Raw genomic sequence first — 15501 nt, forward strand, 5'->3', positions numbered from 1 at the left:
ATCGTCAGCTCCATCCGTGATGGTGCTCACGCGGAGGTCCTCACCCGAGGCAACGACACACCTAACCGGAGGTTTCTACCCGAGGCAACGACCCCGCACAAGCGGAGGTTTCTGATGAGTCAACTCGGGGCATTGCGTGTCGCGCCCGCGTGTGGGCACAATGGGCGCACACCTGGGCGGGCCTGATCGCAGGGGAAGGCAATCCGGCCCAACCAGGAGGTACCCAGATGACTGTTCGTGTCGACACGACCAGCCGCCCCACGGCGCGGGGGATGATCTTCGTCCACTCCGCGTCGGCCGCGCTGTGCCCGCACATCGAATGGGCCGTGGGTGGAGTCCTGGGCGGCCGCACCCACCTACCCTGGACCCCGCAGCCTGCTGAACCCGGGACGCGCCGGGCAGAGGTGTCGTGGACGGGTCCCGTCGGGACCGGGGCGGCCCTCGCCAGCGCACTCTCGGCGGTGTCCCGGCTCCGGTTCGAGGTGACGGAGGAACCCACCGCGGCCAGCGACGGCCAGCGCTTCTGCTACACGCCGGGCCTCGGGGCGTTCAGCGCCGTGACCGGCGTCCACGGCGACATCCTGGTTCCGGAGGACCGGCTCAAGCATGCGGTGGCCACCGACGCGCTCGGCGGAGAGCCGGTGCTCAAGGCGCTGGAACGACTCCTGGGGGTGCCGTGGGACGAGGAGCTGGAGGTGTTCCGCCACGCCGGCGAGGACGCCCCGGTCCGCTGGTTGCACCAGGTGGTGTGACCGGGGCGCCGCCCGTCAGGCGGTGATGTTCTCGTTGGTGACGACGATCGCGACGTTGTGGCCGCCGAACCCGAACGAGTTGTTGACCGCGGCCAGGTCGCCCTGGGGGAGCGGCCGGTTGCTGGTCGCCACGTCGATGCCGAGGTCCGGCTCGATGCGGTCGACGTTGATGGTCCCCGGGACCATGCGCTCGCGCAGGGCCAGCACGGTGGCGACCGTCTCCAGCGCTCCGGCGCCACCGAGCAGGTGCCCGGTCATCGACTTGGTCGACGTGACGACGACGTGCTCGACATCGGTGCCCAGCGCCGTGCGGATCGACCCGGCCTCCGTCACGTCCCCCTGCGGCGTCGAGGTGCCGTGGGCGTTGATGTGGACGATGTCGCGGGCGGTGAGACCGGCTTCGCGCAGGCCCTTGATCATGGCTTGCGACTGGCCGTAGCCGTCGGGATCCGGCTGCACGAGGTCGTGGCTGTCGGCCGTGATGCCGGCGCCGGCCAGCGTCCCGTAGATCTTGGCCCCGCGGGCCTTGGCCGACTCGAGGGTCTCGATCACCATCAGCGCGGCACCTTCGCCGAGGACGAAGCCGTCGCGGTCGACGTCCCACGGCCGCGACGCGCGCTCGGGCTCGTCGTTGCGGCGCGACAGCGCCTGCATCTGGCCGAAGGCGCCGATGGGCAGCGGGTGGATGACCGCCTCGCCGCCGCCGACGAGCACGACGTCGGCGCGACCGAGACGGATCATGTCGAGGCCGAGCGAGATGGCCTCGTTCGAGGAGGCGCAGGCGGACACGGGGGTGTGGACGCCGGCGCGGGCATGCACCTTGAGGCCGAGGTTCGCGGCGGGAGCGTTCGCCATGAGCATGGGGATCGTGAACGGCGACACCCGCCGCACGCCCTTCTCCTTCATGACGTCCCAGTTGCTGAGCAGCGAGTGGAGGCCGCCGATGCCGGTGGCGCACACGACACCGAGGCGGTCGGGGTCGACCGGGTTGTCGGCGCCCAGGCCGAAGCCGGCGTCGGCCCACGCCGCGAGGCCGGCGACCTGCATGAGCTGCGTGGAGCGGTCGAGCTTGCGCGCCTCGACCCGGTCGATGACCTCGGTGGGCTCGACGGCGGCCTTGGCCGCGATGCGGGTGGGCAGCTCCTGGGCCCACTCCTCGGTGAGGGCCACGACGCCCGAGCGGCCGGCGAGCAGGCCGGCCCAGGTGCTCTCGACGTCGCCGCCGAGGGGGGTGGTGGCGCCGAGGCCGGTGATCACGACGGTCTGGGACATGGGTCTCCTCGTCAGCAGGCAGGAAGGTGGAAGGTGGGGACGGCCCGGCGGGCCGTCCCCGACGCGTCAGTTGGCGGCGCGCTCGATGTAGGCGACCGCGTCGCCCACGGTCTTGAGGTTCTTGGCGTCCTCGTCGGGGATGGACACGCCGAACTTGTCCTCGCAGGCGTAGATGATCTCGACCATCGACAGCGAGTCGACGCCGAGGTCGTCCACGAAGGACTTGTCGAGCTGGACGTCCTCTACGGCGACGCCGGCGATGTCGTTGACGATCTCGGCGAGGTCGGTGCGGATCTCTTCAGTGCTGGCCATGCTGGCTCCTTCTTTCTGGTGTGGTGCGATCAGGGCAGGATCAGGGTCTGGCCCGCGAACACGAGTCCCGCGCCGAAACCGATGATCAGTGCACTGTCACCGCTCTTGGCCTGCCCGGATTCGAGCAGGGCCTCCATCGCCAGCGGGATCGACGCCGCGGACGAATTGCCCATGTTGACGATGTCGCGGGCGACCACGACGTCCTCGGGCAGCTTGAGGTGGCGCAACATCGAATCCGTGATCCGGTTGTTCGCCTGGTGGGGGATGAAGCAGTCGAGCTCCTCGGGCGTCAGACCCGAGGCCGTGAGCGTCTCGACGGCCTTCTCGACGATGGCGGTGGTGGCCCACTTGAAGACCTCGCGGCCCTCCATGTGGATGAACGGCCCCGCGGCGCCGGGCTCGACATCGCGCCAGTCGTCGACCTCGATGACAGAGTGATCCTCCGGCTTGGAGCCCCACACAGTCGGGCCGATCGCCGGGGTGTCGCTGGGTCCAACGACCACGGCGCCGGCGCCGTCGGAGAACAGGAACGCCGTCGAGCGGTCCGACATGTCGGTGTACTTCGACAGGACCTCGACGCCGATCACCAGGACGTGCGTAGCCGATCCGGCGCGCACCATGGACTCGGCGAGGCCGACGCCGTAGGAGAATCCCGCGCAGGCCGCCGACAGGTCGAACGCGGCGGGTGAGTCCATGCCGAGATCCTCGGCGAGGATGGCGGCCAGCGACGGGGTCTGGCGGTAGTGGGAGATCGTGGACACGATCACGGCGTCGATGTCGGCGGGCTGCAACCCGGCCCGCTCGATGGCCTTCCGGCCGGCCTCGGCGCCGAGGGTCTCCGCGTCCTCACCCTCGGCGACCCAGCGCCGCTCCTTGATGCCGGTGCGCTGCGTGATCCACTCGTCGGAGGAGTCGATCATCGTGCACATCTCGGCATTGGTGACGACGCGGCTGCCGCGGGCGCCGCCGACCGACATGACGCGGGCGTACTGCGCGCCCGTGGAGGACTGGAGGGGCATGTGTGACCTACTCGGATCTAGGCGGACTGGCGGTGGGTGCGGCAGAACTCGGCCGCGTCCGCCAACTGGTCGGGGGTGTTGAGGCTGAACAGCTCGACGCCCTTGAGATTGCGCTTCGCGATGCCGGTGAGGGTACCCGACGGGGGCAGCTCGAGGAGGCCGGTGACGCCGAGCTCCGCCATGGTCGCCATGCAGAGGTCCCACCGGACAGGGTTGGCCACCTGGGCGATCACGCGATCCAGAGCGTCGCGCCCTGACGCGACGACCGCGCCGTCCGCGTTGCTGAGCAGCCGCGTGCCGGGGTCGCTCACCTGCACCTGGGCCGCCGCGGCCGCGAGCCGGTCGACGGCGGGCGCCATGTGCACGGTGTGGAAGGCCCCTGCCACGCTGAGCGGGATCAGCCGGGCGCGTCGCGGCGGCTCGGCGGCGAGCGCCTCGAGTTCCTCGACGGTGCCCGCGGCGACGATCTGGCCCGAGCCGTTGTTGTTCGCGGCGGTGAGACCGGCGGCGGCGATGGCCGCCAGCACCTCGTCCCGGTCGCCGCCGATGACCGCGGTCATGGAGGTGCGGCGCAGCGCCGAGGCGTCGGCCATCGCGAGGCCGCGCTCACGCACGAGCGTCAGGGCGTCGGTAGCGGTCACCACGCCCGCGAGGGCGAGGGCTGCCAGCTCTCCGACGGAGTGGCCGGCGACGACGTCGGCCTCGGCGCCGAGCCGCGCCGCGACGGCGAGACCCGCGCCGACGAGCAGGGGCTGCGCGATGGCGGTGTCGCGGATGGTCTCGGCGTCGGCCTGCGTGCCGAAGTGCGCCAGGTCCAGCCCGCAGGCCTCGGAGTAGTCCGCGATGAGCGACGCGAACTCAGGGTCGTCGAGCCATGATGAGAGGAATCCGGGGGTCTGGGCGCCCTGACCCGGCGCGACGATAGCTAGCACGTCTCCCACTGTGCCGTGGCGGGCCCCCGCGATGCGGGCGCGAGACGCACGAAATGCCCGTGGGCCGTTTGTGGGGTTCCCACAAGCCGCGACCGGTGGCGGTCAGCTGTGGAGCCGTCCGAGCGTGATCGCCATGCGCAGGACGTACGCCTCCCGCGCGTCGGTCGGGTTGTAGCCGGTGACCTCCTGGATGCGCTTGAGGCGGTACCGCACAGTGTTGGGGTGCACGAACAGCGCGCGCGCCGTCGCCTCCATCGACGATCCGCAGTCGAGGAACCCGACGCACGTCTCGAGGAGTTCCTTGTTGGCGGCCAACGCCGGGTAGATCTCCGAGGCCAACGTCCGCCGGGCGTGCCCGTCGCCGGCCAGCGCCCGCTCCGGGAGAAGGTCGACCGACAGCATGGTGCTGGGGCCCTCGGGCCACGCCTTCGCCGCCCGGTATCCGGACGCCGCGGCGCGGGCGGACCGGTGCGCCCCGGCCAGCCCGTCCACCGTGGGGCCGACGACGACGGGCCCCTCAGCGAAGAAGTCGTGGAGGCGCCCGATCCGCTCACACGTCTCGACGGGGTCGGCGACGCCGCCGCCGGCGATCACGACGAGCCGGTCGCCCTGGGGAGCGGCCAGGACGTCGAGCGTGAGCTTGGCGGCCGCCCGGCGGAGCCCGTCCAGCACCGCGGCGTCCTGCGGTGCCCCGCCGATAGCGACCACCACCTTCGAGTCCGTGCTCCAGCCCAGCGTGGAGGCCCGCGACAGCACGGACTCGTCGGTCTCCGCACGGACGACGGCGTCGACGATCGTCGCCTCGATCCGCGAGTCCCACGCGCCCCGGGCCTCGGCGGCGCGGGCGTAGATCGCGGCCGCGGCGAACGCCACCTCGCGCGAGTAGTGCACGATGCCGAGTTGGAGCGCCTGCCGGTCCCCGCGCGGCATGAGGTGCTGGATCTGTTCCTCCACGACGTCGGTGGTCGTGCGGACCAGGTCGACGGTCTGCTGCAGCGTGATCCGCCGGGCCATGGCGCGGGGAGCGGCGTCGAAGATGGACTCCGGGGCGAAGGGCTCCCCGGCGAACCACGACACGAACCCGTCGATGCCGGCGCGCGCCAGGATCCCGATCCAGGAGCGCGACTCGGCGTCCAACAGCGTGAACCACTCGTGGCGGGCGACCAGCGCGGTCAGCGTCGCGGTGTTCATCTCGGCGGTCGCCGACTGCAGGCGCTTGATCATGCCTGAGCGGACCCTGGCCGAGGAGATGAGCGCGGGAGCGGTCCCGGGGCGTACGTCCATCCCGTCAGCGTAGTGCGCCGCGACGCCCCGCCGCCGACTAGGCTGAGCGCCCATGGGACGCAAGGTGTTCGTCATCGGGATCGGCCCCGGCGGCTTCGGGCAGCTGACACTGGACGCCGTGGCGGCGATGAACGAGGTCGACGTCTTCCTCGTCGGCGACCATGCCGAGGACCAACCCGACCTCGTCTGGCGCCGCAGCGAGCTGCTCCGGCGACACGTGCAGCGCCCGCACCGCGTCATCACGGTCCTCGACCCGCAGCGAGAGCACCCGGGCGACGTGGACGCGGGCCGCCTGTCGACCTACAGCCACATCCTCGCCGGTCTCCCGCAGGACGCCACCGTCGGGTTCCTGGCGTGGGGCGATCCCGGCCTCTACGACTCGATCCTGCGCGTCGTCGACGCGCTCCGCGACACGCTGGCCGTGGACGTGACCGTCATCCCGGGCGTCAGCGCGCTGCAGGTGCTGGCGGCGGCCCACCAGATCGCCCTGAACGCCGGGGCGTCGGTGCACATCACCACGGGCGCGCGCCTGCTCAGCGAATACCGGCCGGACCTCGGCGACGTCGTCGTCATGAACGATCCCGACCTCGCCTGCCGCGGACTGGTGGCCGAGTTCCCCGATACCGAGGTCTTCTGGGGCGCCTACCTCGGCACGCCGGACCAGGTCCTGGCGAACGGGCCGCTGCGGACGGTGACCGACGACCTGGCTGCGCTACGCAGCAGGCTGGTGGACCACCACGGGTGGATCCAGGACACCTACCTGCTGCGTCCGGTGCCGTGAGCGGCGTGTTAACTCCCGGTAACACGTTCGCGGCGCCTCCGACGCCGGGCGGCCACCCCGCGCTACGTTGACCCTCGTTCACTGAGTGAAGGGGGTCGACGTGGAAGCGTTGACGACGTTGTTGGAAGAGATCGCGGGATTCGTGTGGGGACCGTTTCTCCTCATCCCGCTGTTGCTGCTGACCGGTCTGTGGCTGACCATCAAGCTGCGCGGCATCCAGTTCCGGACGTTGGGGTCCGCGCTGCGCCTCGCGCTGTGGGAGCGCAAGGACGCCGACGCCGAGGGAGGTGACATCTCCCAGTTCCAGGCGCTGACCACGGCATTGGCCGCCACGGTCGGTGTCGGCAACATCGTCGGTGTCGCCACCGCCATCTCCATGGGCGGGCCGGGAGCGCTGTTCTGGATGTGGGTCACCGGCCTGGTGGGCATGGCGTCCAAGTACTCCGAGGCCTTCCTGGCGGTCCGGTTCCGCACCGTGGACGCGAAGGGCGACGCCTCCGGTGGCCCGCAGTACTACCTGAAGAAGGCGCTGCCCGGCGGCTGGGGCGTGGCTCTCAGCATCATCTTCGCGGTCTTCGCGGTGCTGGCGAGCTTCGGCATCGGGAACATGACCCAGGCCAACTCGGTCGCGGCCAACGCCCAGAACGCCTTCGGCATCGATCCCCAGATCAGCGCCATCGTCATGGCGGTGTTCACGGGTCTGGTCATCCTCGGCGGGATCCGCGCGATCGGCACCGTCACGGCGGCCCTCGTGCCCTTCATGATCGTGTTCTACATCCTTGGTGCGCTCTACATCCTCATCGTCAACATCGTCGACGTGCCGGGCGCGCTCGCGCTGATCTTCGGCCAGGCGTTCACCGGGCCGGGCATGGCCGGCGGCGCCTTCGGCAGCTTCATGCTGGCCGTGCAGTACGGCGTCGCCCGCGGCATCTTCTCCAACGAGTCCGGCATGGGCTCGGCGGCCATCGCCGCGGCGGCCGCGCAGACCACGCACCCCGTCCGCCAGGGTCTGGTGTCCATGACCCAGACGTTCATCGACACCATCGTGGTCGTCTCCTTCACCGGTCTGGTGCTCGTCACGACGGGGGTGTGGGACGACGGGGAGAGCCCCGCGCTGCTCACGTCCATGGCCTTCAGTCACGGGCTGCCCGGGAACTGGGGCGGATACATCGTGGCGATCGGGGTCATCCTGTTCGCGTTCTCCACCATCCTCGGCTGGTCCTACTATGGCGACCGCTGCGTCGAGCGCCTGTTCGGCGCCCGCGCCACGCTGGCCTACCGCATCCTGTTCACGATCGTGGTCTACATCGGCGCCACCGTGCCGCTCGGCGTGGTCTGGGCGTTCGCCGACATCATGAACGGGCTCATGGCGCTGCCCAACCTCGTCGGTCTGCTGCTGCTGTCGGGCCTGATCGCGCGCGAGACGTCGCACTACCTCAAGAACGATCCGAAGCTACGCGCCAACCGCGCCCAGGTGGACGCGTTCATGGCCGACCAGGTGCGATGACCCTGGACCCGGTCGCGGTCCTGCGTGAGTACGCGTTCTGGCTGGAGCGCGGCCGCGCCGACACCTACCGGGTGCGCGCCTACCGGGAGGCGGCCGACGTGGCCGCCACCCTGCCCGCGGACCAGCGGCCCACCACCGTCGAGGGGTGGCGGGCCCTGCCGCGGTTCGGACCCAAGACGGCGGCGCTGGTCACCGAGGCCATGGCCGGGCGCGTCCCCGAGGCGCTCGCTCGCCGCCGGGAGGAGGGCGCCGCGTCGCTGGATCCCGCCGGCGACAAGCTGAGGGCGCTGCTGCGCGGGGACCTCCACACGCACACCACATGGTCCGACGGCGGGTCGCCCCTGCCCGAGATGGCCGAGGTCGCCGAAGCCCTCGGGCACGAGTACATCGCCATCACCGACCATTCGCCCCGGCTCACGGTGGCGCGCGGCCTGAGCCGGGAGCGCCTGCTGGAGCAGTGGGACGAGATCGACCGCGTCCAGCAGGGGCGCTCGATCCGCGTGCTGCGGGGATGCGAGGTCGACATCCTCGCCGACGGATCCCTCGACCGCGCCGAGGACCTGCTCGCCGGGCTCGACGTCGTGGTGGCCTCGGTGCACTCGGACCTCAAGGCGGACTCGGCGACGATGACCGCGCGCATGGTCCGTGCCGTGGCCCATCCCGCGACGACGGTCCTCGGCCACTGCACCGGCCGCAAGCTGCGCGGGGACGGGACGTGGCGCGGCCAGTCCACCTTCGATCCGGAGCTGGTCTTCGCGGCCTGCGCAATGTTCGGCGTCGCGGTCGAGATCAACGCGCGCCCCGAGCGCCAGGACCCCCCGCTGGACCTCATGCGCGCGGCCGCCGACGCGGGCTGCCTGTTCAGCATCGACTCGGACGCGCACGCGCCGGGCCAACTCGACTTCCTCACCTACGGCGCCGCCCGCGCTGCCGCCGCCGGCATCGACCCGGACCGCATCATCACGACGTGGCCCGTCGACCGCCTGCTCGAGCACTGCCGCCGCCACCGCTGACGCACCCGACCTGGGTCCGTTCCCACGAGCGCCGCGAGCCACTCAGTCAACCCGGGCACACCACCGCCGCGCGCGCTAGGGTAAGACATCCGGGCACCGCAGCGCGATGCCCACGCTGGACGTTTTTTTCATCGAGAGGAACTTTCGTGAGCCAGAACGAGGCCGGACCGATCCTCAACGGTCTGCCCACCAATCTGCCCGACATCGACACGGCGGAGACCGCGGAGTGGCTGGAGTCCCTCGACGGGGTCATCGACGCCGGCGGCCGCAACCGCGCCCGCTACGTCATGCTCAAACTGCTCGAGCGGGCCAGGGAACGTCACATCGGGGTGCCCTCGCTCACCGGAACGGACTACGTCAACACCATCCCCGCCTCCAGCGAGCCGGCCTTCCCCGGCGACGAGACGCTGGAGCGCGGCATCCGTCGCCTGCTGCGCTGGAACGCGGCCATCATGGTGCACCGTGCGCAGCGCCCCGGGGTGGGCGTCGGCGGGCACATCGCGTCCTATGCCTCGTCGGCCACGCTCTACGAAGTGGGCTTCAACCACTTCTTCCGCGGCAAGGACCATCCCGGCGGCGGCGACCAGATCTTCTTCCAGGGACACGCCTCGCCCGGCATGTATGCGCGCGCCTTCCTCGAGGGCCGCCTCGACGAGAACGACCTCGACGGCTTCCGCCAGGAGCACTCGCACTACGTCGACGGCGAGCTGCGGGCGCTGCCCAGCTATCCGCACCCGCGCCAGTTCGAGTCGTTCTGGGAGTTCCCGACCGTCTCGATGGGCCTCGGGCCCCTCAACGCGATCTACCAGGCGCAGTTCAACCGGTACCTGCACAATCGCGGCATCAAGGACACGTCCCAGCAGCGCGTGTGGGCGTTCCTGGGAGACGGCGAGATGGACGAGCCGGAGTCGCGCGGGGTGCTGCAGCTCGCCGCCAACGACGAGCTCGACAACCTCACGTTCGTGGTCAACTGCAACCTGCAGCGCCTCGACGGCCCGGTGCGCGGCAACGGCAAGATCATGCAGGAGCTCGAGGCGTTCTTCCGCGGCGCCGGCTGGAACGTCATCAAGGTCGTGTGGGGTCGCGGCTGGGATCCGCTGCTGGCCAACGACCACGAGGGCGCGCTCGTCAACCTCATGAACGCCACCACCGACGGCGACTTCCAGACCTTCAAGGCCAACGACGGCGCCTACGTGCGCAAGCACTTCTTCGGCCGCGACCCCCGCACCGCCGCCATGGTCAAGGACTGGAGCGACGACGAGATCTGGCGCCTCACCCGCGGCGGTCACGACTTCGCCAAGGTGTACGCGGCGTACAAGGCCGCGACGGAGTTCACCGGAGCGCCGACGGTCATCCTCGCGCACACGATCAAGGGCTACTTCCTCGGCAAGCACTTCGCGGGCCGCAACGCCACGCACCAGATGAAGAAGCTGGCCCTCGACGACCTGAAGGCGTTCCGCGACCGCGTCGACGCCCCCATCACCGACGAGCAGCTCGAGGCGGATCCCTACCGTCCGCCGTACATCCATCCCGGGCAGGACGATCCGCGGATCAAGTACCTGCAGGAGCGCCGGCGCGAGCTCGGTGGATATCTCCCCGAGCGGCGCGGCGACCAGAAGTTCATCTCGCTGCCGGCGGAGAAGGCCTACGACTCGTCGCGCAAGGGCTCGGGCAACCAGCAGGTGGCCACCACCATGGCCTTCGTCCGGCTGCTCAAGGACCTCATGCGGGACAAGGAGTTCGCGCCGCGCGTCGTGCCGATCATCCCCGACGAGGCCCGCACGTTCGGCATGGACGCGTTCTTCCCGACCATCAAGATCTACAACCCGCACGGGCAGAACTACACGCCGGTCGACAACGAGCTGTTCCTCAGCTACCGCGAGTCGAAGAACGGCCAGATCCTGCACACCGGCATCAACGAGGCCGGCTCGCTCGGCGCGTTCACCGCGGCCGGGTCGTCGTACTCGACCCACGGCGAGCCGATGGTGCCGATCTACGTCTTCTACTCGATGTTCGGCTTCCAGCGCACGGGCGACGCGATTTGGGCGGCGGCTGACCAGCTGTCGCGGGGGTTCCTCATCGGCGCGACCGCCGGCCGCACGACGCTCACCGGCGAGGGCACGCAGCACATGGACGGCCACTCGCCGATCCTGGCGTCGACCAACACGGCGGTCGTCGCCTACGACCCGGCCTGGGGCTACGAGATCGCCCACATCGTCAAGGACGGGCTGCGCCGCATGTATGGCGAGGACCCCGAGAACCTCATCTACTACCTCACGGTGTACAACGAGCCGCTGGTCCAGCCGGCGGAGCCGGAGGGCGTCGAGGTCGAGGGCATCCTGCGCGGCATGTACCTGTTCAAGGCCGGTTCGTTCGACGGGGTGGGGGAGGACGCCCGACGCGCCCAGATCCTCGCCTCCGGCGTCGCCGTCCCGTGGGCCCTCGAGGCGCAGGAACTGCTGAAGAACGACTACGGCATCGTGGCGGACGTGTGGAGCGTCACCTCGTGGGGCGAGTTGCGGCGTGAAGGACTCGAACTGGACGAGCGCAAGTTCTCTGATCCGTTCGGAAGCCACGGCGAGACCTGGGTGGAGCGCAAGCTCAAGGACACCGCCGGCCCCGTCGTCGCGGTGTCCGACTACATGCGCGCCGTCCCCGACCAGATCCGCCAGTGGGTGCCCCGGGACTACACGACGCTGGGCGCCGACGGCTTCGGGTTCTCCGACACGCGGGCCGCGGCGCGGCGCTTCTTCAAGATCGACGGTCCGTCGATCGCAGTGTCCGTCCTGCAGCGGCTGGCACTGGCGGGCGAGGTGCCGCAGGAATGGGCCACCCAGGCCGCGGAGAAGTACCGGCTCGACGACGTGACGGCCGGGTCCTCGGGCAACGCGGGCGGCGACGCCTGATCGCGTGAAGCGGACGGGACGGCGCGGGGTCGAGAGCATCGGCCCCGCGCCGTTCGTCGCCTCTGGCGGGGGTGGTTGATGCGAAGCGATGGCCCATCTGGCAGGCTTGGGCCCGTGGACAACACTGAAGGAAAGGGCCTCGCATCCGGCCATGACGGCACGAGTGGTGCGGAGCTCCTCGGCCTCGACCCAGGAATGATCGTCCAGGAGCTGGGCTGGGACGAGGACGTCGACTCCGACCTGCGCGACGACATCATGGACATCCTCGACGCGGAGATGGTGGACGAACCGTTGGAGGCGGTCGACGTCGTCGTGCTGTGGTGGCGTGACGAGGACGGCGACGTCGCGGACGGGCTGGTCGACGCGCTGACGGATCTCACGGATGCGGGCTACATCTGGCTACTCACGCCCAAGGTCGGTCGCCCTGGATTCATCGGCCCCGCCTCGGTGGCGGAAGGCGTCACGATCGCCGGACTCACGCTGACGAAGACCGCCAGCGTCGCCGAGGACTGGCAGGCGACCAAGGTCGTGCGCCCCAAGGGCTTCCGCAGATGACGGTGCGCATCGGCGTCATGACCTCGGGCGGGGACGCCCAGGGCATGAACGCGGCGGTGCGCGCGATCGTGCGGACCGGCATCCACGAGGGTGCCGAGGTCTTCGCCATCCGGGAGGGGTGGCAGGGCGCCATCCAGGGCGGCGAGCACATCGTGCGCCTCGGCTGGAGCGACGTGTCCGGCATCCTCAGCAAGGGCGGGACCGTGATCGGCACCGCCCGGTCCGCGGAGTTCCGGACCCGCGAGGGCCAGGTCACCGCGGTGGCCAACCTGATCGAGAAGGGGATCGACCGCCTCATCGTCATCGGCGGCGACGGATCCCTCACCGGCAGCAGGCATCTGTGCCTGGGCTGGCCCGAGTACGTCGCGGAGCTCGTCGAGGCCGGCCGCATCACCCCCGAGCAGGCGGCGCGGCACCCCCGGCTGCACATCGCGGGCCTCGTGGGATCCATCGACAACGACATGGTCGGCACCGACATGACCATCGGCACCGACTCGGCCCTGCACCGCATCACGGAGGCGATCGACGCGATCAGCTCCACCGCGGAGTCCCACCGCCGCACCTTCATCGTCGAGGTGATGGGCCGCCACTGCGGCTACCTCGCCCTGATGAGCGCGATCGCCGGCGGAGCCGACTACACGTTCCTGCCCGAGTCGCCGCCGCGCCCGGGATGGGAGGACCGCATGGTCGACGTCCTGGCGCGCGGCCGCGCCGCGGGTCGCCGCGACTCCATCCTCATCGTCGCCGAGGGCGCAGCCGACCGCGACGGGACCCCCATCACGGCCTCCCGCATCCAGGACGTCCTGCGCGAGCGCACCGGCGAAGAGGCGCGGATCACCATCCTCGGCCACGTCCAGCGCGGCGGGACGCCGTCGGCCTACGACCGGTGGATGGCCACCGCGTGCGGCGTCGAGGCCGTCAGGCAGGTGCTCGACGCCGAGCCGGACAGCGAGCCCGTCCTCGTCGGCGTCCATCGCGACGCCGTGCACACCACGGGGCTGCTCTCGGCCGTGGAGGCCACGCACCGGATCGGTGACTTGATCGCCTCAGCCGACTACGACGCCGCGGTGGCGGCGCGGGGCCACGGCTTCCTCACCATGATCGACATCTACCGCATGCTGCACGAAGCTAGGCCCAGCGTGTCCCCGCCGGAGACGCCGCGCCGGATCGCCGTCATGCATGCCGGTGCCCTCGCCCCCGGCATGAACCAGTTGGCGCGGGTCGCCGTCCGCGCCGGCCTCGACCTCGGGTACGAGATGATGGCCGTGATCGGGGGCGTGCCCGGCCTCATCAACGGGGACCTGCGCCAGGTCGGCTGGTCCGACGTCGAGGGCATGGCACACACGGGTGGAGCCGCGTTCGGGACGCGCCGGTACGTGCCGCAGGAGAGCGAGCTCTACCAGATGGCCCGCAGCCTCGAGGATCACGGCGTCGACGCGCTGCTCGTCATGGGCGGGTTCCACGCCTACGCCACCGTGGACCTGATGGAGCGGGAGCGCCGCAGGTATCCCGCCTTCAACATCCCGCTCGCGCTGCTGCCGGCCAGCATCGACAACAACCTCCCAGGCTGGCCCATGGCTGTGGGCGCCGACACGGCGCTCAACACCATCGTGTCCTCCATCGACATGGTGCGGATGTCCGCGTCGGCGAGCAAGCGCGCCTTCGTCGTCGAGACCATGGGCCGCACCTGCGGGTTCCTGCCCCTCCTCGGCGGCATCGCCGGCGGCGCCGAGAAGGCGTACCTGCCGGAGTCGGGCATCACGCTCGAGCAGCTGTCGGCCGACATCGAGGCGCTGGTCGACGCCTTCGAGACCGGCCGCAGCTTCTATCTCGCCGTCATGGGGGAGGAGACCAGCGAGCACTACACCGCCGACGTCCTCGCCCGACTGTTCGAGGCGGAGGGTCGCGGGCTGTACTCCGTCCGGAGGGCGCTCATCGGCCACGTGCAGCAGGGCGGCACGCCGTCGCCGTTCGACCGCATCAACGCGACCCGCCTGGCCCACCAGGCGCTGGTGAATCTCGACCGCCAGCTGCAGAGCGGCACGGACGACTACGTGGCCGCCCACAGCGGGACGCCGGGCCTCATGGCGCCGCTGCGCGACGTGACCGACCACATGGACTGGGAGCGGCAGCGCCCCCGGGAACAGTGGTGGCTGCGCCTGCGGGCGGTGTTCGACCAGCTGAGCCGGAAGCCGGGACAGGAGTGAACCGCTAGCAGGCCTGGACCGCCACGCCGAAGCTCTCGGCGGCGGCGCACTCCATCCCGGTGAGCGTCGCCAGGACGGGGGCGTCGTCCCCGGTGGCCGACGGGATGGTGTCGCGGAACACCAATGTCTGGGCGTCGCTGTCGCGGCGCAGCAACGTGAACTCCGTCTTGTTGGGGACGCCGTCGCTGACGCGTGTCCCGGTGAACGCGCACGACACCGCCGTGGCGCCGGCGCCCACCGGAACGTCGACGACCAGGGACGTGGCGACCCCCGTAAAGGCCGACCGCTGGTCGGCGACGAGGTCACGGCACGCCTGGTCGAGTTCGCCCGTGACCGTGGTGAGCGTGACGATCTGCACCCGCACGTCGGTGGCCGGGTCACGGAGGCGCACGAGGCGGCGCGCGTCCTGGACCAGTTCGTCGGCGTACACCTCCCAGCCGTCCGGCACCGTCACGACCGCGTCACCGAGATCCAGCACCCTGGGCGGGGTGGGGGAGGGGGACGCGGCCGGCGGAGAGCTCATCGACGTGGGGGAGCCGGTCGGCGCGGGTGACGGGGACGTGCTCGGTGTCGTCGTGGGCGTCGCCGACGACGTCGTGGGCGTCGCCGTGACGGCGGGGGTGGGCGACGGCGAGGCCGACGTCCGCGGCCCGAGACCGAGCTGCAGACCGATGACGGCCACCACCAGCACGGCGGCCAGGATCGCCAGTGCGAGCCATGCGCTCCGCTGCTCCCGCTCGGGATCCGGTGTCGGCGGCAGCCCGCGGCGGGCGCCGCCGCGCAGGGCGTGGCCGGGTTCTGGGGACATCGCGCGCCGAGGCGTCGTCATGCTCGTCTCCCTCCCGTGCGGTGGGCGCAGAGGGACTCGAACCCCCGACTCCCTGCTTGTAAGGCAGGTGCTCTAACCAACTGAGCTATGCGCCCGAGCGCCACCCCACACTACCCAATGCGCCCGTGGCGA

13 protein-coding genes and 1 tRNA gene are annotated in these 15501 nt (G+C 70.8%); 7 read left to right on the plus strand and 7 right to left on the minus strand.

All coding sequences use genetic code 11. The features are described 5' to 3' along the window. Nucleotides 1-227: 227 nt before the first annotated feature. Nucleotides 228-752: a DUF3145 domain-containing protein gene (locus ACFQPD_RS00005; RefSeq protein ID WP_385897156.1), complete on the plus strand. Its 525-nt coding sequence runs from the start codon at nt 228-230 to the stop codon at nt 750-752. Between the two features lie 15 nt (nt 753-767). Here ACFQPD_RS00005 and ACFQPD_RS00010 read toward each other — a convergent pair whose 3' ends face one another. The 5 genes from ACFQPD_RS00010 to ACFQPD_RS00030 form a co-directional block, all read right to left on the minus strand. Next, nucleotides 768-2024 (minus strand): beta-ketoacyl synthase, encoded by a 1257-nt coding sequence (locus ACFQPD_RS00010; RefSeq protein ID WP_068752096.1) that lies wholly within the window; start codon nt 2022-2024, stop codon nt 768-770. A 66-nt stretch (nt 2025-2090) separates the two neighbouring features. Beyond that, nucleotides 2091-2336 carry an acyl carrier protein gene (locus tag ACFQPD_RS00015; protein WP_068752095.1) on the minus strand — a complete coding sequence of 82 codons (246 nt, stop codon included), beginning with the start codon at nt 2334-2336 and terminating at the stop codon, nt 2091-2093. Nucleotides 2337-2365: 29 nt separating this feature from the next. Then, nucleotides 2366-3355 carry a beta-ketoacyl-ACP synthase III gene (locus ACFQPD_RS00020; RefSeq protein WP_385897161.1) on the minus strand — a complete coding sequence of 330 codons (990 nt, stop codon included), beginning with the start codon at nt 3353-3355 and terminating at the stop codon, nt 2366-2368. Nucleotides 3356-3372: 17 nt separating this feature from the next. Next, a complete protein-coding gene (locus ACFQPD_RS00025; RefSeq protein WP_385897164.1) occupies nt 3373-4287 on the minus strand; it encodes an ACP S-malonyltransferase in 915 nt (304 codons plus the stop codon). Nucleotides 4288-4389: 102 nt separating this feature from the next. Continuing rightward, entirely contained in the window at nt 4390-5571 is a 1182-nt protein-coding gene (locus tag ACFQPD_RS00030; protein WP_385897165.1) for a PucR family transcriptional regulator, read from the minus strand. Between the two features lie 52 nt (nt 5572-5623). On the opposite strand from ACFQPD_RS00030, the gene cobF reads away from it, so the two are divergent. From cobF to ACFQPD_RS00060, 6 genes are all read left to right on the plus strand, one after another. Beyond that, nucleotides 5624-6352: a precorrin-6A synthase (deacetylating) gene (gene cobF, locus ACFQPD_RS00035; RefSeq protein WP_068752091.1), complete on the plus strand. Its 729-nt coding sequence runs from the start codon at nt 5624-5626 to the stop codon at nt 6350-6352. A 100-nt stretch (nt 6353-6452) separates the two neighbouring features. Further along, nucleotides 6453-7859 (plus strand): alanine/glycine:cation symporter family protein, encoded by a 1407-nt coding sequence (locus tag ACFQPD_RS00040; protein ID WP_385897168.1) that lies wholly within the window; start codon nt 6453-6455, stop codon nt 7857-7859. Continuing rightward, nucleotides 7856-8872 carry a PHP domain-containing protein gene (locus ACFQPD_RS00045; RefSeq protein WP_385897171.1) on the plus strand — a complete coding sequence of 339 codons (1017 nt, stop codon included), beginning with the start codon at nt 7856-7858 and terminating at the stop codon, nt 8870-8872. Before ACFQPD_RS00040 ends, ACFQPD_RS00045 begins: the two co-directional genes overlap by 4 nt. A gap of 146 nt (nt 8873-9018) precedes the next feature. Beyond that, on the plus strand, nt 9019-11778 hold the full coding sequence (gene aceE, locus ACFQPD_RS00050) for a pyruvate dehydrogenase (acetyl-transferring), homodimeric type (RefSeq protein WP_385897174.1): 2760 nt from the start codon (nt 9019-9021) through the stop codon (nt 11776-11778). A gap of 78 nt (nt 11779-11856) precedes the next feature. Next, nucleotides 11857-12333, plus strand: coding sequence for a DUF3052 domain-containing protein (locus ACFQPD_RS00055; RefSeq protein ID WP_385897177.1), 477 nt, complete (start codon nt 11857-11859; stop codon nt 12331-12333). Beyond that, nucleotides 12330-14540: a 6-phosphofructokinase gene (locus ACFQPD_RS00060; RefSeq protein WP_385897179.1), complete on the plus strand. Its 2211-nt coding sequence runs from the start codon at nt 12330-12332 to the stop codon at nt 14538-14540. Before ACFQPD_RS00055 ends, ACFQPD_RS00060 begins: the two co-directional genes overlap by 4 nt. 4 nt (nt 14541-14544) lie before the next feature. Here ACFQPD_RS00060 and ACFQPD_RS00065 read toward each other — a convergent pair whose 3' ends face one another. Then, the gene (locus tag ACFQPD_RS00065; RefSeq protein WP_385897182.1) at nt 14545-15369 is read right to left on the minus strand and encodes a hypothetical protein; all 825 of its coding nucleotides are present in this window, start codon (nt 15367-15369) and stop codon (nt 14545-14547) included. A gap of 21 nt (nt 15370-15390) precedes the next feature. Beyond that, nucleotides 15391-15464: transfer RNA gene (locus tag ACFQPD_RS00070), tRNA-Val, on the minus strand. Nucleotides 15465-15501: the final 37 nt, after the last annotated feature.

Source organism: Tessaracoccus sp. O5.2 (assembly GCF_964266725.1).
Classification (GTDB): Bacteria; Actinomycetota; Actinomycetes; order Propionibacteriales; family Propionibacteriaceae; genus Arachnia; species Arachnia lapidicapta.

What these genes read in the sequence shown, in the direction of transcription:
- ACFQPD_RS00005 (WP_385897156.1), top strand. Translation starts at nt 228, where the DNA reads ATGACTGTTCGTGTCGACACGACCAGCCGCCCCACGGCGCGGGGGATG.
- ACFQPD_RS00010 (WP_068752096.1), bottom strand. Translation starts at nt 2,024, where the DNA reads ATGTCCCAGACCGTCGTGATCACCGGCCTCGGCGCCACCACCCCCCTC.
- ACFQPD_RS00015 (WP_068752095.1), bottom strand. Translation starts at nt 2,336, where the DNA reads ATGGCCAGCACTGAAGAGATCCGCACCGACCTCGCCGAGATCGTCAAC.
- ACFQPD_RS00020 (WP_385897161.1), bottom strand. Translation starts at nt 3,355, where the DNA reads ATGCCCCTCCAGTCCTCCACGGGCGCGCAGTACGCCCGCGTCATGTCG.
- ACFQPD_RS00030 (WP_385897165.1), bottom strand. Translation starts at nt 5,571, where the DNA reads ATGGACGTACGCCCCGGGACCGCTCCCGCGCTCATCTCCTCGGCCAGG.
- cobF (WP_068752091.1), top strand. Translation starts at nt 5,624, where the DNA reads ATGGGACGCAAGGTGTTCGTCATCGGGATCGGCCCCGGCGGCTTCGGG.
- ACFQPD_RS00045 (WP_385897171.1), top strand. Translation starts at nt 7,856, where the DNA reads ATGACCCTGGACCCGGTCGCGGTCCTGCGTGAGTACGCGTTCTGGCTG.
- ACFQPD_RS00055 (WP_385897177.1), top strand. Translation starts at nt 11,857, where the DNA reads ATGCGAAGCGATGGCCCATCTGGCAGGCTTGGGCCCGTGGACAACACT.
- ACFQPD_RS00060 (WP_385897179.1), top strand. Translation starts at nt 12,330, where the DNA reads ATGACGGTGCGCATCGGCGTCATGACCTCGGGCGGGGACGCCCAGGGC.
- ACFQPD_RS00065 (WP_385897182.1), bottom strand. Translation starts at nt 15,369, where the DNA reads ATGACGACGCCTCGGCGCGCGATGTCCCCAGAACCCGGCCACGCCCTG.